Annotated in this window: 27 protein-coding genes; 18 read left to right on the forward strand and 9 right to left on the reverse strand. The window is 41.1% G+C overall.

All coding sequences use genetic code 11. From position 1 onward, the window contains the following. Nucleotides 1-185: 185 nt before the first annotated feature. Nucleotides 186-428, forward strand: a complete 243-nt coding sequence (locus tag RRG12_RS33140) for a hypothetical protein (RefSeq protein ID WP_420762144.1) — start codon at nucleotides 186-188, stop codon at nucleotides 426-428. Here the strand turns inward: RRG12_RS33140 and RRG12_RS33145 are convergent. The 3 genes from RRG12_RS33145 to RRG12_RS33155 all read right to left on the reverse strand — a co-directional run bounded on the left by RRG12_RS33145 (nucleotide 368) and on the right by RRG12_RS33155 (nucleotide 5245). Then, the gene (locus RRG12_RS33145; protein ID WP_420762145.1) at nucleotides 368-3913 is read right to left on the reverse strand and encodes a PriCT-2 domain-containing protein; all 3546 of its coding nucleotides are present in this window, start codon (nucleotides 3911-3913) and stop codon (nucleotides 368-370) included. The genes RRG12_RS33140 and RRG12_RS33145 overlap by 61 nt on opposite strands. A gap of 276 nt (nucleotides 3914-4189) precedes the next feature. Then, nucleotides 4190-4915 (reverse strand): hypothetical protein, encoded by a 726-nt coding sequence (locus RRG12_RS33150; RefSeq protein WP_420762146.1) that lies wholly within the window; start codon nucleotides 4913-4915, stop codon nucleotides 4190-4192. A 141-nt stretch (nucleotides 4916-5056) separates the two neighbouring features. After that, nucleotides 5057-5245 (reverse strand): ribbon-helix-helix domain-containing protein, encoded by a 189-nt coding sequence (locus tag RRG12_RS33155; RefSeq protein WP_100903288.1) that lies wholly within the window; start codon nucleotides 5243-5245, stop codon nucleotides 5057-5059. 236 nt (nucleotides 5246-5481) lie between these two features. Between RRG12_RS33155 and RRG12_RS33160 the strand changes: the two genes are divergently transcribed. The 12 genes from RRG12_RS33160 to RRG12_RS33215 all read left to right on the forward strand — a co-directional run bounded on the left by RRG12_RS33160 (nucleotide 5482) and on the right by RRG12_RS33215 (nucleotide 13161). Further along, complete coding sequence (locus RRG12_RS33160) at nucleotides 5482-6597, forward strand: ParM/StbA family protein (RefSeq protein ID WP_420762147.1); 1116 nt, start codon at nucleotides 5482-5484, stop codon at nucleotides 6595-6597. 3 nt (nucleotides 6598-6600) lie between these two features. Continuing rightward, on the forward strand, nucleotides 6601-6834 hold the full coding sequence (locus tag RRG12_RS33165) for a hypothetical protein (protein ID WP_194144601.1): 234 nt from the start codon (nucleotides 6601-6603) through the stop codon (nucleotides 6832-6834). Further along, nucleotides 6831-7076, forward strand: coding sequence for a hypothetical protein (locus tag RRG12_RS33170; RefSeq protein ID WP_420762148.1), 246 nt, complete (start codon nucleotides 6831-6833; stop codon nucleotides 7074-7076). The genes RRG12_RS33165 and RRG12_RS33170 overlap by 4 nt, the downstream gene beginning before the upstream one ends. A gap of 95 nt (nucleotides 7077-7171) precedes the next feature. Continuing rightward, complete coding sequence (locus RRG12_RS33175) at nucleotides 7172-7378, forward strand: hypothetical protein (RefSeq protein WP_190900983.1); 207 nt, start codon at nucleotides 7172-7174, stop codon at nucleotides 7376-7378. A 39-nt stretch (nucleotides 7379-7417) separates the two neighbouring features. Beyond that, entirely contained in the window at nucleotides 7418-7654 is a 237-nt protein-coding gene (locus tag RRG12_RS33180) for a hypothetical protein (RefSeq protein WP_179076067.1), read from the forward strand. 7 nt (nucleotides 7655-7661) lie between these two features. Continuing rightward, nucleotides 7662-7856, forward strand: coding sequence for a hypothetical protein (locus RRG12_RS33185; RefSeq protein ID WP_420762149.1), 195 nt, complete (start codon nucleotides 7662-7664; stop codon nucleotides 7854-7856). 87 nt (nucleotides 7857-7943) lie between these two features. Further along, nucleotides 7944-8387, forward strand: a complete 444-nt coding sequence (locus tag RRG12_RS33190) for a hypothetical protein (RefSeq protein ID WP_420762150.1) — start codon at nucleotides 7944-7946, stop codon at nucleotides 8385-8387. A gap of 11 nt (nucleotides 8388-8398) precedes the next feature. After that, the gene (locus RRG12_RS33195; RefSeq protein WP_420762151.1) at nucleotides 8399-9115 is read left to right on the forward strand and encodes a hypothetical protein; all 717 of its coding nucleotides are present in this window, start codon (nucleotides 8399-8401) and stop codon (nucleotides 9113-9115) included. 23 nt (nucleotides 9116-9138) lie between these two features. Then, a complete protein-coding gene (locus RRG12_RS33200) occupies nucleotides 9139-9687 on the forward strand; it encodes a hypothetical protein (protein ID WP_420762152.1) in 549 nt (182 codons plus the stop codon). Then, nucleotides 9684-11576, forward strand: a complete 1893-nt coding sequence (locus tag RRG12_RS33205; RefSeq protein WP_420762153.1) for a hypothetical protein — start codon at nucleotides 9684-9686, stop codon at nucleotides 11574-11576. Before RRG12_RS33200 ends, RRG12_RS33205 begins: the two co-directional genes overlap by 4 nt. A 399-nt stretch (nucleotides 11577-11975) precedes the next feature. Continuing rightward, nucleotides 11976-12842 (forward strand): hypothetical protein, encoded by an 867-nt coding sequence (locus RRG12_RS33210; protein WP_420762154.1) that lies wholly within the window; start codon nucleotides 11976-11978, stop codon nucleotides 12840-12842. Further along, complete coding sequence (locus RRG12_RS33215) at nucleotides 12808-13161, forward strand: hypothetical protein (protein WP_420762155.1); 354 nt, start codon at nucleotides 12808-12810, stop codon at nucleotides 13159-13161. The genes RRG12_RS33210 and RRG12_RS33215 overlap by 35 nt, the downstream gene beginning before the upstream one ends. A gap of 195 nt (nucleotides 13162-13356) precedes the next feature. Here the strand turns inward: RRG12_RS33215 and RRG12_RS33220 are convergent, their stop codons facing one another. Beyond that, nucleotides 13357-13668 (reverse strand): hypothetical protein, encoded by a 312-nt coding sequence (locus tag RRG12_RS33220; RefSeq protein ID WP_420762156.1) that lies wholly within the window; start codon nucleotides 13666-13668, stop codon nucleotides 13357-13359. A 457-nt stretch (nucleotides 13669-14125) separates the two neighbouring features. Between RRG12_RS33220 and RRG12_RS33225 the strand changes: the two genes are divergently transcribed. Next, nucleotides 14126-14947 (forward strand): hypothetical protein, encoded by an 822-nt coding sequence (locus RRG12_RS33225; protein ID WP_420762157.1) that lies wholly within the window; start codon nucleotides 14126-14128, stop codon nucleotides 14945-14947. Beyond that, complete coding sequence (locus RRG12_RS33230; RefSeq protein ID WP_420762158.1) at nucleotides 14944-15213, forward strand: hypothetical protein; 270 nt, start codon at nucleotides 14944-14946, stop codon at nucleotides 15211-15213. The genes RRG12_RS33225 and RRG12_RS33230 overlap by 4 nt, the downstream gene beginning before the upstream one ends. 183 nt (nucleotides 15214-15396) lie before the next feature. On the opposite strand, the gene RRG12_RS33235 is transcribed toward RRG12_RS33230, so the two are convergent. Then, entirely contained in the window at nucleotides 15397-15594 is a 198-nt protein-coding gene (locus RRG12_RS33235; protein ID WP_420762159.1) for a hypothetical protein, read from the reverse strand. A gap of 386 nt (nucleotides 15595-15980) precedes the next feature. Between RRG12_RS33235 and RRG12_RS33240 the strand changes: the two genes are divergently transcribed. The 3 genes from RRG12_RS33240 (at nucleotide 15981) to RRG12_RS33250 (ending at nucleotide 18514) form a co-directional block, all read left to right on the forward strand. Further along, nucleotides 15981-16364, forward strand: coding sequence for a four helix bundle protein (locus RRG12_RS33240; protein ID WP_420762160.1), 384 nt, complete (start codon nucleotides 15981-15983; stop codon nucleotides 16362-16364). Between the two features lie 8 nt (nucleotides 16365-16372). Continuing rightward, complete coding sequence (locus RRG12_RS33245) at nucleotides 16373-17005, forward strand: tyrosine-type recombinase/integrase (protein ID WP_420762161.1); 633 nt, start codon at nucleotides 16373-16375, stop codon at nucleotides 17003-17005. A gap of 153 nt (nucleotides 17006-17158) precedes the next feature. Beyond that, on the forward strand, nucleotides 17159-18514 hold the full coding sequence (locus tag RRG12_RS33250; RefSeq protein ID WP_420762162.1) for a hypothetical protein: 1356 nt from the start codon (nucleotides 17159-17161) through the stop codon (nucleotides 18512-18514). 49 nt (nucleotides 18515-18563) lie between these two features. Here the strand turns inward: RRG12_RS33250 and RRG12_RS33255 are convergent, their stop codons facing one another. The 4 genes from RRG12_RS33255 to RRG12_RS33270 form a co-directional block, all read right to left on the reverse strand. After that, on the reverse strand, nucleotides 18564-19082 hold the full coding sequence (locus tag RRG12_RS33255; protein WP_420762163.1) for a DNA-binding protein: 519 nt from the start codon (nucleotides 19080-19082) through the stop codon (nucleotides 18564-18566). Further along, nucleotides 19079-19246, reverse strand: a complete 168-nt coding sequence (locus RRG12_RS33260) for a DUF6932 family protein (protein ID WP_420762164.1) — start codon at nucleotides 19244-19246, stop codon at nucleotides 19079-19081. Before RRG12_RS33260 ends, RRG12_RS33255 begins: the two co-directional genes overlap by 4 nt. A 235-nt stretch (nucleotides 19247-19481) precedes the next feature. Then, complete coding sequence (locus RRG12_RS33265; protein ID WP_420762165.1) at nucleotides 19482-20915, reverse strand: TIR domain-containing protein; 1434 nt, start codon at nucleotides 20913-20915, stop codon at nucleotides 19482-19484. A 149-nt stretch (nucleotides 20916-21064) separates the two neighbouring features. After that, the coding region (locus RRG12_RS33270; protein WP_420762166.1) for a tetratricopeptide repeat protein at nucleotides 21065-21439 on the reverse strand (375 nt) is incomplete at its 5' end.

The following is a 21439-nucleotide window of genomic DNA, read 5'->3' on the forward strand; positions in this document are numbered from 1 at the left end:
AAACATCAAAGCTTACACGCTCAAAACGCAGAGTGTACACCCTACAGGTTCATCATTGGGACAGAAACCCGGCAAATAACCACAGAGGCAACCTTATAGCTCTTTGTAGTGCTTGTCACCTTTTATACCACAGGGGTGGGAAATCAAATGTTTCACCGGGGCAGCTATCTTTGTGGTAAATAAGTATGGATGATGATACTCAAGAACTAATCGCAATTCAGCAAGAACTTTCAGGAATCAGCGAACGCCTGAGAAAGATTTTTCCGTCAACTCATCCCCAATTTGACAGCGTGTTTGAAGATGTGGGTGCAGCTGGATATTACATTCGTGAAGCTGGTTATCGTCTGGAATCAGTTCTTATGACTGTTCAAGGTGATAGTGCAGGTTCTGCGAGTGATGCAGAGAGTGGAGAAACTGAAATTGAATAAACTTCGGTGGGCAGACAACTCACGAAAGTCATCAGCAAGTCAGCCCTAACTTGAGGGCTACAGAAGTGTAAAACTCGCCGCATCGCCCTAGTACTAAAAACTTCGGCAACTTCCGCCACCCCCTCTAACAGGTGATCTGGTGATGACTCCGATTCAGCAATCAACATCGGGAAGTATGTACGCGCTAACCACTTTTCATCGTCGTCTAAGTCAGCCAAATTTTTATTACTACCGCTATTAAGACTATCTAATAGCAAGAGTAATAATTTTTTAAAGTGCTGCCAGCCCCCCCAGCGTTGGGTAAATCGGCTCACCCATCCTTGGGTAGTGTCTATGATTTTGGCGATCGCCTTTTGTCCAATTTTCTGGTGTGACTGCCAAAGCTGGGTGAACGCTTTGACGATGGCGTGTCCGGTCTGCTGATCTCGGCTACCCGCTTCGGTGCATAGAGAGCAGGCATCAACAACCTCTAATTTCACTCCTGGTAGTTCCGTGAGGAGAAAATTGAGGTCATAGTCAGCGCAGAAGTAGAATGTTACCTCCACATTGGGGCGACGATGAGCGCGTAATCGCCCAATCTCTTGGATGATTTCTGCACGGATCAGGTCTGTGAGATACTTTTGGAAAGTGCTGTTTTTATCTTCCAGGTTGACTGGTTCACCAGTCATCACCTGATATTGTGCTGCTAAAACACCGATGTTTTGGTAAGGAATGCCAAAAGAAGCGATCGCATCACACTCACTAAACCGATTAACACCACGCCCATCGACAAAGTGACCGTATTCTGTGTGGGCCTCGGCTTGGGTTGCAATCTGTTTCCAATCGATAATGCCAAGGGTGGGGCAGAGTTTTTTCAAGGTTTCTTTGAGAGCATTAACACGGTTGCTAAGTGTGTCAGAGCGATTTTTGGGCAGTTTACCCAGCCCAGTAACGTTGACGACTTTTAAATTGCGGTAGTCTGGGCGCTGTTGCTCGATGACTAACACAGGCTCATCGATGCCCAGTTTCAATTTCAACTGTTGGGATTTGAAAGTGGCATCAAGATAAATATTAAATTGGGCAGATTTGGCCAATTCAGTATGTTTGGGGTTTCGGCGGTAAATGCTGAGTACACCCCATTGAGACTGGAAACTACCATCACCTTTCCAAGCTTCGAGAAAGTCAGGCAACCAGTAATTAGGCAAGTCAAGAAACTCCCTGCCTGCCGTTCGTGCGCTGTCTTTAACTACCTTTTTGGCAGCATAACGAGCCGCAGAGCTTTTTTTGAGTTGTTTATCTTGGGTAATATCAATTGAGTCCAAGTCTTCTAAAAAAGTTAAATCAGGTTCTACAGTTTGCTGAATCGCTTCGATATCTAAGCCATTTGGGAAAGGGGGCAGCAGCGCTCGGATGCTGGCATCATCAAAGCCGTAGCGGTCAGTGGGCTTAAGTTGTTGAGTTAACAGTTGGTGTAAAACTTTTAGTGCAGGTTGCAGCTGTGACATTATATTTGGTTCTAACAGTAGCAGCTTGCCGACAGTGGTTTCAAAATCGCCAAGGTTCACATCAACATTACGCACGGGTTTGATGAGTGTACCAGCTTCTTCCCATAACCGCCCAACGGTGAAAGTTTGGTCAGCAGCATTAGTTAAGGTGACAGGGGTAGAGTCGGGGTGCGCTCTGAGTTCGGAATAATTTTGAATAACTGTGCGCTTTTGAAAGCGGAATCCAAAACCGTCACCACTGGCAAAACGGCACTGATTCTTAAGGGAACAACCGCCACAGATGGGGCTGATGCCACTCTCTTCAAAATCAAGGCTGCTAAAATTCTTGCTGCGGAAGGCATTAAATAAGTAAGTTCTGTGACAATTGCCAGCAGTGTCGGCAGTTTCACCCGCTTTAGTCCACAGTTTAAAGTCCTCACCTGTAGGAGTTTTGCGGGTGGGATCTAGTTTAAAGCCGTTGTGTCGCACTGGCAAGTCAACAAAATTCGTCTCAATGGGCAGTGTGGATGGGTTTCTATGGTTGGCATCCTGGTAAATTAGTTTATCAACGCCGAATAGCCCCGCCGTCAGTTGCCCCGCGTTGTAAGACTTACCTAGTCCAGGGTGAGAATTATCTAAGATTTGTGTCCAGCCCTTAGAAACAGCTTCCACCCAAGCAGCAATATGTTCCTCTGGCTGGCAGGAGATAGAGATATTGCCTGTAACTTCAGTTATGTACGGGATATTGCCGGGCTTGTAAATAATTACATTGGGCGAAGGCGTGTCAATTTCGGGTAAGGGCAATGGTTGTGGTGGGGCTTTAAATCCTTTAAATATCGAACTAAATGGAGCGATCGCTTGCTTTAATAAATTTTGGAAGCTGCTCAAGTCCTCTCTGACTCGCCCAAGCTCCCACTCTTCACGGCTAATTACTCCTTTGTTGCCGAGGTTGGGTTCATACTGCCGTTTAGGAAACCGAAAGCCATACTGTTTGGCAATGTGAAACAGTGTTCCGATTGAGATTCCCCCACGCCGAAAACTGCGAATCTTAGCGTGGATGTTCCAAGTTGAACCTTTGATACTGGGCGACCACTGTTCGGCGATGATTTCCGCATCCGTTGTCCCATAATGGTTAACCAGTGCCATCAACACCTGACGGCATTCGTCGTAGTTGCCGCTTCCTGGGGTACGTGGTGGGATGAATGAAAGCGCGTTCTGGATTAGCTGGTCAATGTCCCAGCCTTCAGCGAGGGAAATCTCACGCCACTCTTTACGTCGTGACTCAATTTCTTGAATTCTTAGCTGATACTCAATACGCTCCTGTTGCGCGATCGCAATCGCCTCACTTATCCATTCTGCTGGTAAAGTGGCTTCAGGGTTGACTAGCGGGAATTCTGCTTCTGTGCTGCCGTAGAAAACACGACTTGCATCTTTACAAGCTGGGTCATGGGGCAACTGTTGCATGAGAAAGCGTGTACAAGCTTCTACAGTATCAGCGCCTTGGACATATTCGGGCATAAGGAAAACCAACCGGAATTTATGCCACTCTGGTTTATGGCTGGCTGTGGTGTAAATTAAAGCACAGTGTTTTTTAATGAAGGGATGGGCTAGGGCTTCTTCGATCGTTAATTGGTGATCGTAAACTTTGATGTAATTCCCGTTTTCGTCCTTGATTGGTTTGTCATAAGCATCACGGGCGATATTAGAATTATCAATGTCGAGTAGTAGCCACTGAGAACCGATTATATTGGCCTTACTGCGCCATTTACCGTTTAACAGTCCGGCACAGATGGCGTGACCTGCTTTAATGTGGTGCTGGACATCGGCTAGAGTGCCTTCTACATCTTGAAAGTTACCGGCCAGCTTCTTAAAGTCCCAGTCTTTGTTTCTACCTGTGGCGTTAAACGCAAACTTGATTTTACTACCTTCATCAAGCTCTTGTTCTACCTCTAATGCTTCAGCGCTTGAAGTATTTAATTGTTGATGCTGAAGCGAGTTATTAAATTGTTGTAATGGTGACATTGAGCAATTCCTCCTTGATGTGTGGTGGAGGAATTGGAGCTATCCTTTGGCAGTAATCTCATAACACAAACTTTCAGAAATATAAGCACAAAATTACTTAAAATTCCTGAATTCTTGTTCTTCTCTGGGTGGGCAGTGTAACAATGGCTTAACACTCCAATCATGTAAGATAAGATTACTATTAGGGATATTAATCCGGCCCTTTCAAAACCAGATACCCCAATTCCATTGGAAAACCTCGCTGTCCTACCGGGACGCGGGGTTTTCAGTTTTTAGTCATTCAGACTTGGCTAACCAAGCCTTGATAAACTCGGTAACTTCCTCCTGTTGAATTACAAATGCAGTTCCTTTTCTTCTGAGAGCTAGAATTCTCATACTTCCAACTTCAGAATAAAGGTGTGAATTATGATCGTCGGCCGCTTTGGTGGGAGGCCATAAGACCAAAACTTTTGCTGAGGGCGTTTTTGTAGCTTCCCTTGAGGACATCCCAAACAAGTCTCTGTTCTTGCTCAACCACTTCTCGTAATCTGCCAATTCAAGCAGTGGGCAAGGGTTCCACACTTTTAGTCCATGTTTGTCTTTCCTCTTGATCTGCAAAACCTCTCTGGCTTCGTTGTAGACAATCTCCTTATCTCCTATTGAGCGAATGGAGATAAACAGGTGAATTTTTCGCTCAAATCTCACAAACAAGTCGATAGGGTTCTTATCTTCTATCTTCAGCACCGGAAAGACTTGTATTCCTTGGTTTTTAAACTCATCCAAAAGCGAAGTTGTTAATTTTTCCAGCCTTGCAAGTTTTTGAATTCTTATCAATGGCTTGTAAGCCAATGCAAAAGCTGCCCAGCCCACTGGAGTAATAAAGCTGCCTGTAGCAAGTGCTGTACCGCTAACCGCTAGAGCCAAAGCGGATTCATAGTCTTTCGCCTCCCTAATCATCTCTAACGCCACTTCATTGTGCGGCGGGAGTTGAAAATCGCTTGGTAGGTCTTTCTGGATCAACATTGGCTAAATCAAAAATTGTTTTGGCTGCTGACTAATCTCTCATCCGTTACAGTGTCAAATTTATCCTCATCTAAACTATCTAGTTGATTTTTACTAAGGAATGTGTCTTGCTTAGGCTAAGTTCCACTGAAAGTGGTCGTCCTAATCTTCATCCTGCTTTTTTGATTTATTTGTTTTTGTGTGTCTTGCCGCGATCGCTTCGGAAGCAAGAATTTTTACCATTTGACTCATAGAGCGTTTTTCAGTTTTTGCTTCAGCAGTTATCAATTCATAGAGTGCTAAATCATCTTCATCAGTGAAATAAATATTTAGTCTAGTTCCTGTGGGCATCGTAACACTGTCTGGTGTTGGAATAACCCTATTCTCAGTCTAAACCTCTTACTTGTCACTGGTGTTATGTAGTGTTATGATAACACTATAAGCCAGAAAACGACACAAAACAAAGGCAAGTGAAGCCAGAAAGTGAAGTTAAGGCTAACCAAGAACTGGATAACTGGATTTGAGTCTATTTTGTTAAAAATGGGCTTTAATTCCTACAATTAAAGACTTTAACAATTATCTGAACCATGACAACCGTATATTCCAATGCCAAAAATTGGCTAGTTCAGGCAGACTTGTTAGCCAAATCCGGGCTAACTGACCTCACAGGAGGTAAAGACGCAGGAGCAGGGTATGGGAAGGCAATCATCGGTGATTTTTCTATCATGATGCCTGCCGCATACTCACTTGTTCGCAACCGAAACATCATGCACCACGAAACCATCTCAAAAGATGGGGCATGGCTGCGATATGTAGAAGGAACGCGGCTTGACTTAAAAGATGTTCAATTCTTTTGGGGCAGTGCAGCTTTAGCTCAAAGTGACCACACCCTGCTACACGACGACAAAGCCAAAAAAGCAGAACTGGCACTAGAAAGCATCCTTGCAGACTTAGCAGTTCTGAATATTCCCGATGGGGTCAAGCTTTCAATTAGTTTGAGCAATCACAACCCCGAACGCTGGGCAAGTGAGATTAAACGCCGAGTTGAAGGGACTCACACCTTTGAACATCTGCACCCTGTAACTCGTTCCATTGTCAGCAAGACAGTTGAAATTGCGGTTACAGGCATTTACCCCGAAGGATTTGGAAGCATTGCCCACTGCTTGTTTGGTGAAGCATCCCTGGTACTTGACCCGTCAGAATTAGCGATCGCACTCGATATCGGTTCATCAACTTGGTTGATTACCGTGTTTAACGGCAGTGGTGCAGTGATTGACAGACACCTGATAGAGGGTGGAGCCGGTGAACTGCACAGCATGATTGCAGAGGCACTAGACAAACGAAACGACCGAGTAAGTCTGCTTTCCAAGGATGTGAAACACTCACCCAGCTTGGTGAACCAGGGGATTATCGAAGGCACTTTCACTTATGGCGGCAACCACCTCACAGGTAAGAAGTTTGAAACCGAGTACAGCCAGTGTCTAGATGAGTGGTGGAGTACCAGGATTGAGAAATTCGCCAACTTTGTGACTGCTGGTAATTACCTTGATAGAGCGAAATACCTTGTCGCCTGGGGTGGGGGTGTTTCCTTGCCAGTGGTGGATCAAAACTTAGCCGGTTTAGGCTTTGTGGTCTTGAATAATCCCCAATTCATCAATGCCTTGGGGTTGAAGCTATTAACTCAAATATCTCTAGGAGCCTAATTAATGAATTACGAATCTCGGCGTATAACCATCTCCTACCTAGCAGTAATTGAATTGTGCAAGATTTTTGATTTACCCCAAGATGCACCGACACAAGCACTTTCAGCAGGTGTAGAGAAGCTGATTTTTCAACACGGCAATGTGCAAGCATCACCCAAACCCGAAACAGTGCAATCTACGCAGCCCAATAAATCGGCACTTAGCGCAATGGTCACTAATTTCAAGGGGGCAGCATGAGCAAATCCAGATTTAGAAACACGGTTTTAGGCATTGGTGCAACAGCAGCAGCGATCGCTTTTGGCTACTTTGGAGTCCAGTACTTTGGCAGAAACAATATGTTCACCATTGCCGCAGCTATCGGGGGTGCAGGGGTCATCAGCTATGTACTTCAGAAACCGAACCAGCCACAAGCACCAAACAGTGAGCCAGAAGCACCAACCGCACCGATAAAAGCCCAAAGGAAAAGAAATAAGTTGTGAGATCCCAAACATGATGCAGACACAACCCCACAAGGCGGCTAGCTCTCATCATCAGTAGTTCGGGCGAGAGTATTGTATAGAAAATAGGAGGAATTATGTCACAGTCCGGGTTTGAGGCGCTTAAAGAAATGATTTCTAGAAACCTCGATAAAGGTAAAAAAGGGGAGACAACCTTTCATGGTGAACCGTCTGAAAATGTCAGTCCAATTTTAAGGGCAGCTAGCGAATTAGGTTTAGAGCAACACACTGTTTTGAAGCCAAACGGGGAGACTTACAAAATCACTCTCAAGCGAAAGAATTAGAAGTTACGCGATAAAAACCCAAAGTCAAGGAAACAAGTCATGAGCGACCAAGACACCCAAAAGACACAACCATCGCTAACAACAACCGAAATCATGACCATCATCCTCGGTTGTGAACAGACTCTAAGGTTTGTGCAAGCATCTCCCAATTACAAACAAATCGAAGCCTCCGAGCGGTTCAGTACATCGAATGACCTAAAGATGGGTGATGCTGTGCAAGCCTTGATGGAGATTCACGAAGCAATCTTAAATATCGAGTTCTACTCCCAAGTTTGAGGAACTTATGTTAGAAACGACAACTTTGCAACGTAATCACCTCTACCAATTTCGTGGTCAACAACTGCGCTACAGCCACCGCTCTAATTGTCGAGTCAATGCGCCTTTCATATTCAATGACTCCAAAGGTAGACGCTTTGAACTAAGCGAAAACCAAGTGCAGAGGGAGGTTTTTGAACTTGTTGAGTTTTGTGAGAACTGATGATGAAGCGATCGCACCTGCCGGCAAGCTTGGCGATCGCCCATCTGTGCATCGTGAGTACACATCAGACATTAAGGATTCTAACAAATGACACTTCACTACACTAATCCCCACGATTGGGGCAAATCGCCTCTGACCGACTCTGCCCTAAGAAAGCAGCAATTCAAAGCGGAAAATCCTGAACAATGGGCAGCAATGATCTCAGCAGATATTCAGGCACTTTCTACACCGCTAGAAGAAAGTGAAGATTACCCACCCTTTACCGGAACGGAATTCTTAGCAACTCATGAAACTATCGATGACCATCCATACTCTGCTGCATTTGGTCAATTTTTAGGCAATGGGATTGACGCGGACATTGCAAATACTTTGGCATTTGGTGAGAAAAGATTTGATTTAATTTCTGATGATTTTGACGACCCTGTAAGGCAATTAGCAACGAGAATCTATAGCCGATTTGAAGAGATGGGTTACTGGGATGAATTGCCCCTAGAGCCGAGTGATATCAACTACGACAACATACCTTATTAGGAGTGTCAGCAATGGACTTTGCAATACGCAATCCGGTACTTGGTCATGCAAGCCACATTGATGAGAAAGCACTTGGCTGGGGAGGATTTGAGTCTGATATTCTGGGCTATCTCTCTGATATAAATAAGCTCGAACAGTTTGCCGATTATGCGAATAATGCCCAAGAATTATCTGACCGATTAGAGCCATTTTTGGACAACGCCAAGGTCGTCTTTGAGGCGATGGAGAAGTTGACCAAAGGACAAGTTACCTGGGTCGAACTTCGTAAACAATACGGCTCTCATGTTGCGGGTGCTATTGCCAAAATTCGCAAACTCAATTCGGAATTTGATTCAGAAATGAGTAAAATAGATGCCCAAGATAGAGCGGATCTACTGCGAATTGATCAGAAACGTAAGCACGGACTAGCCGAAGTTGCAGCCCAATTACACCATGATCTACAAGCAGAATTGTGGCGGCATGAAAACAAGATTAGCGGCATCGAAAATAGGCAAGTTGTACAAGCTGAACGTCAAGCCATCACAACAGGACTGAGAGAGAAACGACAACAATTGTTAGCTCGTGCAAGGTTTGGCTCACGGGCGCTGGAGCCGAATCAGTCCCCCCAAGAAGTAATACCAATTCAATCCCAAACTTCTGCACCAGCATCAAGTGTTTCCGCAACAGGAACAGTTCGCGGTTGGGGTGCGATGTTGGGTAATTTGTGGCAGAAGCTAGGCGATAGATAACTATTAGTTAAAAGGTAAGGCTGATGCTAGTAAGGAAACGAAATGAAGATCCTCATAGCGTCAGCCCTTTTTCATTTGAAGGGCTGGCACAGAAATCACAACAAGAACATCAGCAGAAACAACCCGAACAGTTACCACCACTGCCAGAAAATAACAGAGGTAGAACATTTAGACGTGCTGGTAATGCCTGTGAAATTGTCGCTGGCAGTTGCTTGAATAGTGCAGTGATTTTCACCTTTCATCTGTTGCAAGTTCACCCAGTTGGAATGTTCTTAGCTGTTGGGACTGCACACTTGTATTTTACTGCCACTGCAACAGGTGAAGGGTTTAACAGTTTCATCACTAATTTAATGACTGGTTGCAGTGCATCGTTAGCGTTATTGTGTGCGCTTAGTGAACCGATTAGTGAATGGAATGAAGCGAGAACTTCTACACAAACAGCTAAGACTTCTATTGAGTCGGTTTATAAGCCAAAAACTGCTGAATCTTCAAGTTGGATGGATGGTGCAGGAGTGGGCATATTTCTAGCGATGTTAATGATTTTTCTATTTGGTGGTAAAAGAGGTAAATGAACTATCTATCTGAGAAACATAAACAGTTATCTGAGTCGCAACAATCGGGTTTAATGTTGTGGTTTGGTCGCCTACCGATGGACAAGAAAGCTGTCGCAATTGGGCTGAGTTTAACTGTGGGTATTAGCTCGGCTGCGATGGCTTGGAAAGGGGAATCAAGCGACCGCATTTATTTCTGCGTTCGGACTCCCCAGAAAAAATTGGTATGTCATGACTTGAATAACAGACCATTTCGCATGACCCCCTTTTATTGGTCACAGTGGCAGCTAGAAGGAATGCCGCGCCAAATAGTGCGTAACCCAGCTATGGGCGTTAATGGACTGGTGAAGGCTACCAACCCATACAAGGCGTTTTGGGCGTTTGGTGGTTTCCTGGGGTTTGCGCTTGCTGGGTGGATGCTTCGCCATTGCCAAGAGGAGGAGAAGCAGAGAGCAGTTTTTGAAGACATCGCCCAAAAACGGGACGCAGCAAAGGCAGAGATGGCCGCACGTTCCGAGCTACTAGAGAGTTACCGAGATGTTGCGATCGCAGAAGTCCAACTACAAGCTGACCTGGATCTAGTCGCTAATGATCGCACTGTTGATATCACCAAAGCTGAGATTTACTCCGACGTTGAGATTCAAGTTGCCCAGCTAGATGCGACTGATGCACTTTTCTCGGCGCAAACGGCTGGGATGACCGAGGAACAAAAGGCAGAGTACATCTTGCAACTGCGAGAGATGAAAACGCCCTATCTACAAGGTAGCCAGACTTTACAGGGGACGATTGACCCGAACGACAAGGTTACTGGAGATGAACAGTCAGTGATCGCTCCCACTGACAAATATCGCTGGATTAACAACACCATCGGCTACCCCACTTTAATCTTTGGTGGCATGGGTGCAGGTAAGTCCTGGACTACCAGAGAAATTATCTGGAAAAAAGTACAAGCTGGCTGGAACATTGTAGCCCTCGACCCGCACGGCACACAGGTCGAGTGGAAAGGCGTAAGGCTGATTACTGGCTATAAAGAAATAGCGGACTTCATGCAATGGTACATGGATGAAATGCGCCAGCGCTATGAAGATTACCGCAAGAGCGGTATGACTGAAGAACAGTGGACGGAGAACCTAAGAGCGTCGGGCAAGATGCTATCAGTTATCTGTGAGGAATTTACGACATGGACAGATAACATAATTGAGCCAATGCCGGACGATTGTGAGGATGAAAAATGGAAGCCCGACCCTGATTTTATTGGTAAATGGTTTCGCTGTGCCATGACCGAATCTCGCAAACAATTAATGATTCCTTTGTTCGTAGCTCACGACCGCACAATGGAAATCTTAGCTAAAGCCAAAGGATTATCAAAACTTCGAGATGCGGCACTGTTAGAAGTAGAACTAATCGCAACTATTGACCCAATTACGACAGAGGCAAAAGCCAGTGGTAGAGGTAGGATTAAGCTACCTGGGCATGGGCAATGGATTGATATTGAACTGCCTAAACTCAAAGCCAAGCGAATTGATTTTAGGCTTGATGAATCCTTTCAAGCTGATGCTCAAAGCAACACCAGTCATGTAGACCCCAAACTTTCCACCGACCACCAAACAGCAGAGCGCATCTGGCAACTGGAATTTAATTTAGACAAGCCCCCGGCAGACTCTAGCCCAACCCAATCCTTAACACCCAACGCCCAATCCCTGCTGCAATACCTCCAGCGCACAGGGAGAACATCGGCAGTCATACAGGAGATACAGCCCAACTTTAAAGTTAAGGGTCAAAGATTCAGTTCGGAGGAGTTGAAGCGACTGTTTAATGAACTGGTAGAGGCGAGTCTGGCCGTCTGGCTAAATGCTACGACCATCGAAATCAGCGATTTTCAGACAGACGGACAGAACGGACAGGAGTAGACAGAATGCTTATGCAGTAATGGACAGAGGCGACGGAGTAGCAGACAGAAACCAGACAGGAGACAGAACGCCCTCGGCTCATCACCGGGGTTTATTATTAACGCACCCAAAACGTGACCTATTCGGCTTCCAAGTATCCTTTTATTGTTTCAGCCGGAATACTAAAGGCAGGATGGTCAAATATTGCCTTCAACGCTTCCAGCCCTCCTGCTTTGAGGGCGGCTTGCAGGCACAAAGACTAGCCATTACTATGTTAAAACTGGCTTAGAGAGAGAGTTTGCATCCCTTTTAGCAAAAATAACATACAAAAATTGCTTTAATATACATAGAATAGAGGCTTTAGAGAAAATCATTCGAGTATTTCTTCTAAAAATTCGCCAATACACTGAGACAAGTAGAATGAATACTGTAATTGACAAAAAACCAATAACTCAAGTATTCAATAAAATTGAATCGTTTGAAAAAGAACAATTAAATTTAAAAAATCAGATAAAACTTATACAGTGTGATTTAAATAACATTCTCAAACATAGTTCATTAAACGCTAAAGCTACGGATGAACTAAGGGATATTCAGTGTATTGTTGATGAAATAAAAAAAATTGATTTAAGCATCAAAATAAATTTACATGGACAAATTAAAATCGCTATTGACAAAATAAATCAAGCAATTTCAAAAATTAAAGTTTTTCAAACACAATATGGTTATCAAGAATTAATACCTACTCAAGTATTTGATGATATACAAGAAGCCATCAACAACTGTAATAACCAGTTAAATTCATTTGAAGAAGTTTTAAATTTTATCTTAAAGTCTGTAACACCAGCAACTTTAATAAATGTCAACCTAGAAAAAAATAGTAATAAAGATACATTAAAAATCTGGGCAGAAGCGATAGAAATATTAGCAGAGGGCTTAGAAGAGTTAGTTAATTTCTTTCCAGAAATACAGTTGGGAATACTTGAAGATTTAGCCGCACAACTATTATTAATCACAGCAAAATCCAACTCTAGTATGACTAAAAGGGAAGGATTTAGAAAAAGAATCAGATACGCGGCAACATTTATACTCAATACTATCAAAAAGAAAAAGCTTGAGCTTTTAAATAAAAACAGTGCAGAAGCGAAAGCAATAGAAAGATTAGAAAATTCTGAAGAAATCGAATGGATACCCGTGTTAGAAGTAGAGCAAGATATTAATATAGATAAAATTCATGCTCGACTAAAACAACGTGGGTACAAAATCAAACTTTCATGTAAGGATTGACAGCAGGGTTAAAAAAGAAGACTTACCGCAATTGTCTAAGGAAATGCAAACAGATTTCGAGGAAATTTTTGTACCATTATTGGGAGAAGACCCATATACCTGCAAAAACCTTTTTCCCAACCACGATTTAGAGTGGAAATTAGAGGGATGGAAAGCACTTGAAATTGATTTGGAAGAAAATGGTTATAGAGAATGCTATCGATTAGTTTACAAAATTACTGATACAAATAATATAAAAACTGTTGAAATCATTAGTTTTGGTCTACATGATCCCGCTTATGACCGCGCAAACGAAAGAGTATCAGCCAGGAGAAGATAAAGTTTTCCTGGGCTAAAAGCAAGAATTCAGAAAAAGACAAACACGTTCCCTTACACCGGGAAGTACCGCCGAGCATTAAGGGGCTTCTTCCACCCAGTCAACTCAAACAGGTACTCATCAGCGTCAAGGTTGAGCATCGTAGCCCATTGATTGATTTGACTACCGTTGATATTTATCCGCTCACACAGGTCAGTCTTAGTTAGCCCGTAAGTTACTCTCGTCTAAACCCAGACAACTAGCGGGTGTTATCTCAATCGTGGTTAGTGGTAGCAATTGCTGGCGCACCGGGGCAGTGATCGCTTTTAATCGGCAGTCATTATTGAGATACAGCCTAACTTTAAGGTAAAAGGTCAACGGTTCAGTTAGGAGGAGTTGAAGCGACTGTTTAATGAGTTGGTTGAGAATAGTCTTTAGTCTGGTCATTTCAACCACTGTCCCACATGCTCCGTCTAAATCAGGTCGGCTATTCAAGACAGACTCATCAAACATCAACATAACTTTAACCATTGTCACCACCCACGAGCGCCTAGACTTGGTGTAAAATTATATACTTTATATCCGGTTCTACAGCAATCAAAGCGCAGTGAAAGCACCGAAAAGTAGTTGAAGATTCTGCGTGAACACGGCTTGTGCTTGCCCCTGGTTCAAACAATCTGACTATAGTTCAATAATAATGCTCATGCTTATCGGAATTGGAATCCTACAGTATGTATATTTATAAGGTGCTTCTCTCTCTAACACCTTTAGAAATTCTGCTCATAAAGATGTTAATAAATATTTTATTTTTTAGGAGAAAACAGGTAAACAGGTAGCAAAACTATTTATTAGAACAAAAGTATTCTGAGCCGTGCGCCCGTTTAAAGTTTTAGAATATTAAAATTGAAAACAAAAAAACTTTATTGTATATAAAAATTAATGAATATGGTAAATTATTAATTATGTTAAAAGGTTTGCTATATCCAAAATGAATATCAGAGCTGTTTATTACGAAAGTAGATATTTTTTAAAAAGCTTATCTGTCCCAAGAACAATAGTATTTTTAACAACCTTAATAAGTACACTCATTATGAGTTTTGATGGAACACAAGCCTTTTTTACAGGAGAGAAAAGCCCTATTCCTCAAAATTTGACATATTTTAAAAAAGTTGAGAATGCTAGAGCCATTTCTATATTTGTTATATTAGTACCCAATTTAGGATTTCTATTTTATAACATCTTTTATGAATCTAAACAGAATAAAAAATTAACAGAAGTATTTAATAATAATTTACTTCAACCTTTAAATGAAAGAATAGATAATTTTCATAAAACAATTTTAGTTAACTATGGCATCAGTACAAATACTTGCATTTATATCTTAATGCCTGTTAGAGAAAATTGGTTTCTTTGGCGCTCTAAGATAGTTTGTTGTACTCCAAATATTACAGGAGATTATTTAAATCTTGCATTAAAACTGAATGAATGGATTAGTGGTTGGGCATTTGAGAAAGCAAATCCTTCATATAAACAAGTATTATATACAAAAAGCACAATGATGTCTGGTAATTTTAAAGCATTAGCTCCAAAAACTCATGATAAAATCAAGAATAGAGAGCCTGAAGGATTTTTAGTTTCCCCATTATATTTAGATGATGGGCTGTTAATAGGATTTCTCATCCTAGACACTCACAATACATCTGATTTAATAATTTTAGAAAATAATAAAAAATTAGCAGGAGAATTTGACATCTGGGGCAACTCAGAACAATCAATATTAGAATTACTTTGGACAACAAGGAACCCATGAAAAAGAACGAATACAGCGCCAACACACGTATTAGTGAAGTTAATCACGACAACTATAAGGAATTTATTATTGGTGACAGAAAAAATCCCCAAAAATTCTCTTTTAGATTTTGGATACTCGTAGTTACGCTGTCAACATTAAGCACAGGTTTTTTTATGGCTAGCAAAGACTTGGAAACACTTGGAGCAAGTTTAATGAGTATAGGAAGTGCAGGCATTGGTTTTTTAACTAGCCGTAAATCTGAAGAAGATGAATTTAATAAATAAATTTTTCATAAAGTATCACTATCTATATCAAATTATTTGTAAATTAATTTAGCTTTTAAATTGAATTTCAATTAAGTGATGGTTGTAATCCAAGCTGCGGATAGAGACGAACTAAACTGTTTAGTTTATATGTTTAGCGGCAGATATGGCTGGCACTCTTGAAAACAAAGTATTTTATATGGTTTACATGATAAGCGTTTCAGGATTTTCTGATGTCTTGAGACAGCAATCAGCACTCGCGGCAATGTAGGCGATCGCAGTTATTAAACTAAACTGTGTAGTTTGTCCCTGGTCGCAGCTACCTTCACACTCGATATAGTGATGAGTTTTTACAAAAAAACCCAAAATCCTAATGAGGAATTGGGTAAAAGCCGCCGCCACTATATTGTTCTAACAGTGAAGGTATTCTATGAAGTTTTTTGTTGTAAGTAACTAGCTGCTGATATCACTCACTGATAGCAACGATTTATCAACCACGGGTATAGAAGCGAGTATAGACAGTTGAGACAGCCGCAACATGAGCAGATCCTATTTGCGTGGATTATACCTGTAAGTGGTCATCATGCTGCAAGCATAAGCAGGTTTTATCAGCCAACGAGATAATGCGGGTTGTAGCGTTCGTCCTTGAGGGCTGATTCATAAGTCTGGGTTAATCGAGTGCGATCGCTCACGAGATCATAGGCTTTTTGGTGAGTTACATTGTGTTATTGCAGTTAGACAATGTAGCATTGGAGAGGGGAGATTGCAGATTGCAGATTGGGGGAGAAATGGACAAGGAGCAGTTTAAGGAGAGAACCCAATCTTTTGCTCTACGAGTAATTAATTTAGTTGAAGCCTTACCAAAAGACCAAACAACCTCACAAGTCATAGGCAAACAATTACTCCGCTCAGGAACGTCAGTAGGAGCCAATTATCGGGCAGCTTGTCGTGCCAAATCAACGGCTGAACTGATCACCAAGCTCAATATTACATTAGAGGAAGCTGATGAATCACTTTACTGGATGGAACTGATTGTCAAAGCGAAATTAGTGGACTCTAACAAACTTCAGAGCTTGATGCAGGAAGCTAACGAAATTGTATCAATGCTGGTGTCCTCTCTCAAAACCTTGCGGTCAAAACCGAAAGATTCTCGAATTTATAACCCCAATTAATCAATCTCTTGCTTCAATCTTCCTTCTACAATCTCCAAAAACAATCTGCAATCTTCAATCTGCAATCTTCAATGAAAATCAACCGCTTCGGCAGGGCAGAAATCCTTAGCCCCGACCAAATTAATCTCCTATTTAACGAGGGCTTTGTCAACCCACGCGATCGGGCATTGTTTGGCGTGTGCCTGTACGCTGCCTGCCGGATCAACGAAGCCTGTACTTTGGCAGTGAAAGACGTGTTTGGCAGCCACGGTGTCAGAGGCGTGTTAGTGTTACGGAGCGTCAACACCAAAGGCAAGCGGGACACCAGGGAAATCCAAGTGCATCCGAAGCTCAGGCAGTATTTAGAAGAGTACAACCCCAACCGCCGCAAAGAGTTTTTGTTTCCCGGCAGGCATGGACTCTTACATATCCACAAGGTCAGTGCTGATAAAATCCTCAGAGATACCTGTGTGCGGCTGGGCATTGAGGGCGTTAGTACACACAGCTTCCGCAGAACTGCGTTAACCAGGATGAGCGATGCCGGCATCCCCTTGCGCCACATACAGGAGATATCGGGGCATCGGACTTTGGCTGCTTTGGAGCGATATCTGGGTGTCACCGAGAAGCAGAAGCAAAACGCGATCTCTGCTTTGGACTTTTGAATAATGTAGCGAAATTAGATGAATACGTCTAATAATAATCTCGTCAGTTTTGAGTCTACCAAATCTTTTGATTTTTAATTATTAGTGGTTTTACCCAAGACATATTTTAATTTATTCGTTTTAAATATAAGTTAGTAATTATATAAAAAACTTATGTCAGAAATTATCCCGGTACAGTCTACAGCTATCCAATTGTCATCATTGCCACCATTACCAGAAATTGTGCTACCAGCTGTAAATCAATTTATAGCTGCATTGGGTATTCCCAGAGAGGTGTTAGCCAGCGATGAAGATATTGAATACGCTTGGATAGGTTTACCAAGGGAATTGCGTAGTATTTCTACTATAAATTTACGTGGCGAGTTAATTGCTAGAATGTGCATTGCAGTAAGTGTAGGACTTTTTGATAGTGCAATTAACTATGCTTGGAATGCTTCTATATTACAACTACGAGAAAAAGTTAAAAATTTTGGTTTACCAATAGTTGCTCAAATTCTTCAAAAAGATTTTGAAGAAAAACACCTTTTGGATCTTCAAGATAGTCAACTGCTAGAGCTTTGTTTGAAGCTCAATCTTGCAACAGAAGAAGGTTATTTCTTCTTAGATCAATGCAGGGATACTCGTAACAACTTCTCAGCAGCTCACCCAACAATTGGTCAATTAAACGACCGCCAGTTTATTGCTTTTCTTAACACTTGCGTAAATTATGCTCTTGCTGAATCTTCTTCACCACGTGGTGTTGATATTGCAGCTTTTATTTCCGCAGTCAAAAGTTCTCGATTCGCAGAAGGGCAATGTTTATTGTGGCAAGAACGCTTGAATGCAACACATGACGCTCAAAGAGGTTTATTATTTGGAACAATTCATGGCATCTATTGCGACCCAAGTACACTAGAGCCAGCACGTCTAAATATAATAGATTTATATACCTATTATAAGGAAAAGCTAACTTCAGCGATTCGGTCTAATCTGATTAATCGACATTCAGAATATTTAGCAAAAGGTGATACACAGCGCCATGCAATATCTCAACAATTCTTTGAGAAAATAGGTTTGCTTAATCTTCTCAATGAATCTGAGAAGCATACTCTAATATCAAAAGCAATTACTCAACTATGGAACGTTCATCAAGGATGGAATAACTTTCATAATGAGCCTCCATTTGCAGAACGACTAGCAGAACTGTCTAGACAGGGTTCACTACCAGTTTCTATACAGGAAGAATTTGTTGAAAAAGTAGTTGGTTGTTACATTGGAAATGAAAGTGGAAGTTCTTGGAAGGCAGAACCTTTCTACGAAGAAATGATACGTGAATTTTCACCAAAAGAAATACAGCACATGGTTGAGATTCAACAAAAGAAGTCTTCTCTTGTTGCACATCGAATTGGAAATAACTCTATATGCCGTAAAAGATTTCAACAAGCTCTCAAACTTATTGATGCTTCTAGCGTACCTGATGCTGTTCGAGTAAGCTATGAAAATTTTCTTGTACAAAAAAGAAGCAGCTAACTAAAGAGACATATAATTTTGAACTTATTAATTAAAATATCAACGATACTTATGAGGCTTTAGTTTTAATATTCATTTTTTCTTTGCGCCATTTGTCCACACTTTTTTTAACTGCTTCTATTTCTGCAAAATCTACTTGCACAGTTGCAGTTTCAAATTCAACACCCAAAGCGGTGCTGACTTCGAGAATTTCTACAAAACTGGCACATTGATAATCTGTATCCTCATACTCTTTCACTCTTTGTTCATCAATTCCTAATATATGAGCAAGTTCTTGCTGACTAATTTGGGCTGCTATCCGAGCTTTAATTAAAGCATTTGGCAGCTTATTTAAAGAATCAACTTTAATTTTTAAAGGTTTGCTGGTGTCGCAATTAATAAGTCTTTCGTATTCTGCAATTTCTAATTTGAACTCGTCAACTTGACTTTGGTATGAGTCGCGGTGCAGCTTCCAACGCTCAGGTTCTGCTTTCAATTGTTCATTGCTATCTAACTCTGCTATAGACTGTTCAAAGCGTTGCAACCAATCTAAGGAATTTTGATACTGTTGCTCGTTCTTGATCATCATGGTTTCCACCTTTGTAAATCTATAGCAATAATTCCTTTGCGCGTATTCGTCCTGGTATCAAATTGAAAAAAATCTATGTAGGCTGTACCGGAATCATTAGCTGGATAATTTGACGGAAAGATTTCACCCTTGTACTTAATTTTTTGTTCGGCACGCCGCAGCACAAAATTAAATAAAGTAGGAGCAATAGAAGAAGGTGTTCCAGTGCATTTAGTTCAGGCTACTCTTGGGCATACAAGTTTGGATACCACGAGTAAATATTTGCACGTTAGCCCTGATAGAAGTTCTGGAGAGGTATTAGTTAAGCGATGGTCTGAGCCGTTTTAATTAGCGATCGCTTTTCTCTTCAGTGCGGGACGCAAATTCTAAATTTTCAAAAATACTTCATTCCACAATAACTTATTCTTTCAGTTTGTATTCAATTGCCTCAAATAGTATCTGAAAATCTGACTCATTATGGATATTTGGTGTAAGTGTATTCATATTTTTAAGCGTACTAGTGAGTTCCGAAATAGTATTTCGTATCTCGCTATATTGATCAATTTCTTCTCGAATCCCCTGTAGATTTGCAGCAGAAACACTTCTCATTGCTTCATCAAGTTCTTTTATTTGCTCTTCCCAATATTTAATATATTTAATTCGTTCAACAGGCTTATAAATTTGAGCATCAGCTAGAACAACAGGAAAAATACGATCATAAAAGTTACCATTTTGGGTAACTTTTACCAACTCAAACATACAATTAGGAGACTTTAGATATTTATCACTGATTACTGTAATAACGCATTTCCCTTGACCAATACGTTCCATGAATTCTTTAATAAGTCCCTTATATCCTAAGTCACGTTTATCTCGCACAATTGTGACTCCCTTCTTCTGGAAAGCTTTGTCCAATTGATTAACTAACTCTTCACTGTCGCCACCCCAAGCATAGGAGATAAAAACTTCTTTTTCTGCTACGGTAATTGCCTTCTCAATTCTGAAGTTATCATCCAACTGCTTTTTTATTAATAATTTCGGAGTTAAAGATTCTGGCATACCTGCTACGCGGATGAGTCTACAACCAAGTTTATAAGCATACTCAATAGATTTTCCCGCTCCCAACGCATCATAAAACCCAACGGCAAATTCAATTGCTGCTCTATCGCCAATTTTTTGGCACATCCCAATAACATAATCGATATGTTGCGCTATTGCCTTAGCTTGAATCTCTGAATAACACGCATTTAGTACTACACACTTAACATGGTCAGAAAATAGCTCAAATAGTCCAGCTAATGCTTCTGCGTCTATTAACTTTGCTTGTCCTGCTTCATTCTCAAACACCAAACCCGCTTGTTTTGAACTACGTCCTGAAAAATGAATAATTTGTGGTTCAAAATCTATAACTGAGCGGTGAATATCTCTGTAGCGAACTGCTTCTGCTAATTCTATTAAAAATAGCTCCTGTTTCTTTGCCCGTTTCAGACCTTCTTTAATTTCACGTAACTCCTCCTCTAAATGTAGTCTACTCGTTTGTTGTGGATTGGCTGCCAAAATCAAAATTTTCTGCTGCTGAATATTCGTCTGTTGTATGCTTTTAGGCTCAGAAATTATAGGTATAGACTGGGCAGATTGTAACTGCTTTTCAATTTCATCTAGCCTGTCAGTAAGCTTTTTAAGTTCAGTCTCCTCATTTTTAATCTGCTGTTCGTATTGAAACTTACGTGATGGGTCAGTTTCAATAACCAAAGCATTTCGCAGTCTTGTTATTTTTTCACTTTGGAGTTCATAAGATTGTTCAAAGGAATTTTTTTCTTGTTCCAATCTACGCCGTTGCTCATCAGATAGCATATTAAGCACTTATAAGAATAGAGTTTTTAATGAACTTGCACCTATAATAAAGCTGTGCAATTTGTTGTCCTAATCAATAGTGAAGTATGTCCTGTCCGGTTGGTCAAAATATAGTTCAAATCACATAAAAAACCATTTTTTCATTCAAGTCACAGTCTCTTACTTAATTTTTTTATTTTATCTCTTATATTGTAAAATTTTTCAAAACTTCCTTGATTTAAATAAATACTTGATGCTTTTTCGTAATTTAAAATAGCATCTTTTTGATTATTGTTGTTTAGAAGTATTTGAGCTTTATTTGCATAATAAAGAGCATTATTAGGATTCATTATAATAGCTCGATCAAAGTCTTCAATTGCTCCTTGATAATCCCCTAAAAAATGGCGGGAATTACCGCGATTCCTGTAGTAATCAGCAAAATTTGGATTGAGCTTAATAGCTAGGTTATAATCTTCAATTGCTCCTTGATAGTCCCCTAAAGAATGGCGAGAATCACCCCGATTATTGTAGTAATCAGCATTATT

Source organism: Nostoc sp. CALU 546 (assembly GCF_048836525.1).

Coding starts and splice junctions, on each gene's coding strand:
- RRG12_RS33140 (WP_420762144.1), top strand. CDS start 186: ATGGATGATGATACTCAAGAACTAATCGCAATTCAGCAAGAACTTTCA.
- RRG12_RS33145 (WP_420762145.1), bottom strand. CDS start 3,913: ATGTCACCATTACAACAATTTAATAACTCGCTTCAGCATCAACAATTA.
- RRG12_RS33150 (WP_420762146.1), bottom strand. CDS start 4,915: ATGTTGATCCAGAAAGACCTACCAAGCGATTTTCAACTCCCGCCGCAC.
- RRG12_RS33155 (WP_100903288.1), bottom strand. CDS start 5,245: ATGCCCACAGGAACTAGACTAAATATTTATTTCACTGATGAAGATGAT.
- RRG12_RS33160 (WP_420762147.1), top strand. CDS start 5,482: ATGACAACCGTATATTCCAATGCCAAAAATTGGCTAGTTCAGGCAGAC.
- RRG12_RS33165 (WP_194144601.1), top strand. CDS start 6,601: ATGAATTACGAATCTCGGCGTATAACCATCTCCTACCTAGCAGTAATT.
- RRG12_RS33170 (WP_420762148.1), top strand. CDS start 6,831: ATGAGCAAATCCAGATTTAGAAACACGGTTTTAGGCATTGGTGCAACA.
- RRG12_RS33175 (WP_190900983.1), top strand. CDS start 7,172: ATGTCACAGTCCGGGTTTGAGGCGCTTAAAGAAATGATTTCTAGAAAC.
- RRG12_RS33180 (WP_179076067.1), top strand. CDS start 7,418: ATGAGCGACCAAGACACCCAAAAGACACAACCATCGCTAACAACAACC.
- RRG12_RS33185 (WP_420762149.1), top strand. CDS start 7,662: ATGTTAGAAACGACAACTTTGCAACGTAATCACCTCTACCAATTTCGT.
- RRG12_RS33190 (WP_420762150.1), top strand. CDS start 7,944: ATGACACTTCACTACACTAATCCCCACGATTGGGGCAAATCGCCTCTG.
- RRG12_RS33195 (WP_420762151.1), top strand. CDS start 8,399: ATGGACTTTGCAATACGCAATCCGGTACTTGGTCATGCAAGCCACATT.
- RRG12_RS33200 (WP_420762152.1), top strand. CDS start 9,139: ATGCTAGTAAGGAAACGAAATGAAGATCCTCATAGCGTCAGCCCTTTT.
- RRG12_RS33205 (WP_420762153.1), top strand. CDS start 9,684: ATGAACTATCTATCTGAGAAACATAAACAGTTATCTGAGTCGCAACAA.
- RRG12_RS33210 (WP_420762154.1), top strand. CDS start 11,976: ATGAATACTGTAATTGACAAAAAACCAATAACTCAAGTATTCAATAAA.
- RRG12_RS33220 (WP_420762156.1), bottom strand. CDS start 13,668: ATGGTTAAAGTTATGTTGATGTTTGATGAGTCTGTCTTGAATAGCCGA.
- RRG12_RS33225 (WP_420762157.1), top strand. CDS start 14,126: ATGAATATCAGAGCTGTTTATTACGAAAGTAGATATTTTTTAAAAAGC.
- RRG12_RS33230 (WP_420762158.1), top strand. CDS start 14,944: ATGAAAAAGAACGAATACAGCGCCAACACACGTATTAGTGAAGTTAAT.
- RRG12_RS33240 (WP_420762160.1), top strand. CDS start 15,981: ATGGACAAGGAGCAGTTTAAGGAGAGAACCCAATCTTTTGCTCTACGA.
- RRG12_RS33250 (WP_420762162.1), top strand. CDS start 17,159: ATGTCAGAAATTATCCCGGTACAGTCTACAGCTATCCAATTGTCATCA.
- RRG12_RS33255 (WP_420762163.1), bottom strand. CDS start 19,082: ATGATGATCAAGAACGAGCAACAGTATCAAAATTCCTTAGATTGGTTG.
- RRG12_RS33265 (WP_420762165.1), bottom strand. CDS start 20,915: ATGCTATCTGATGAGCAACGGCGTAGATTGGAACAAGAAAAAAATTCC.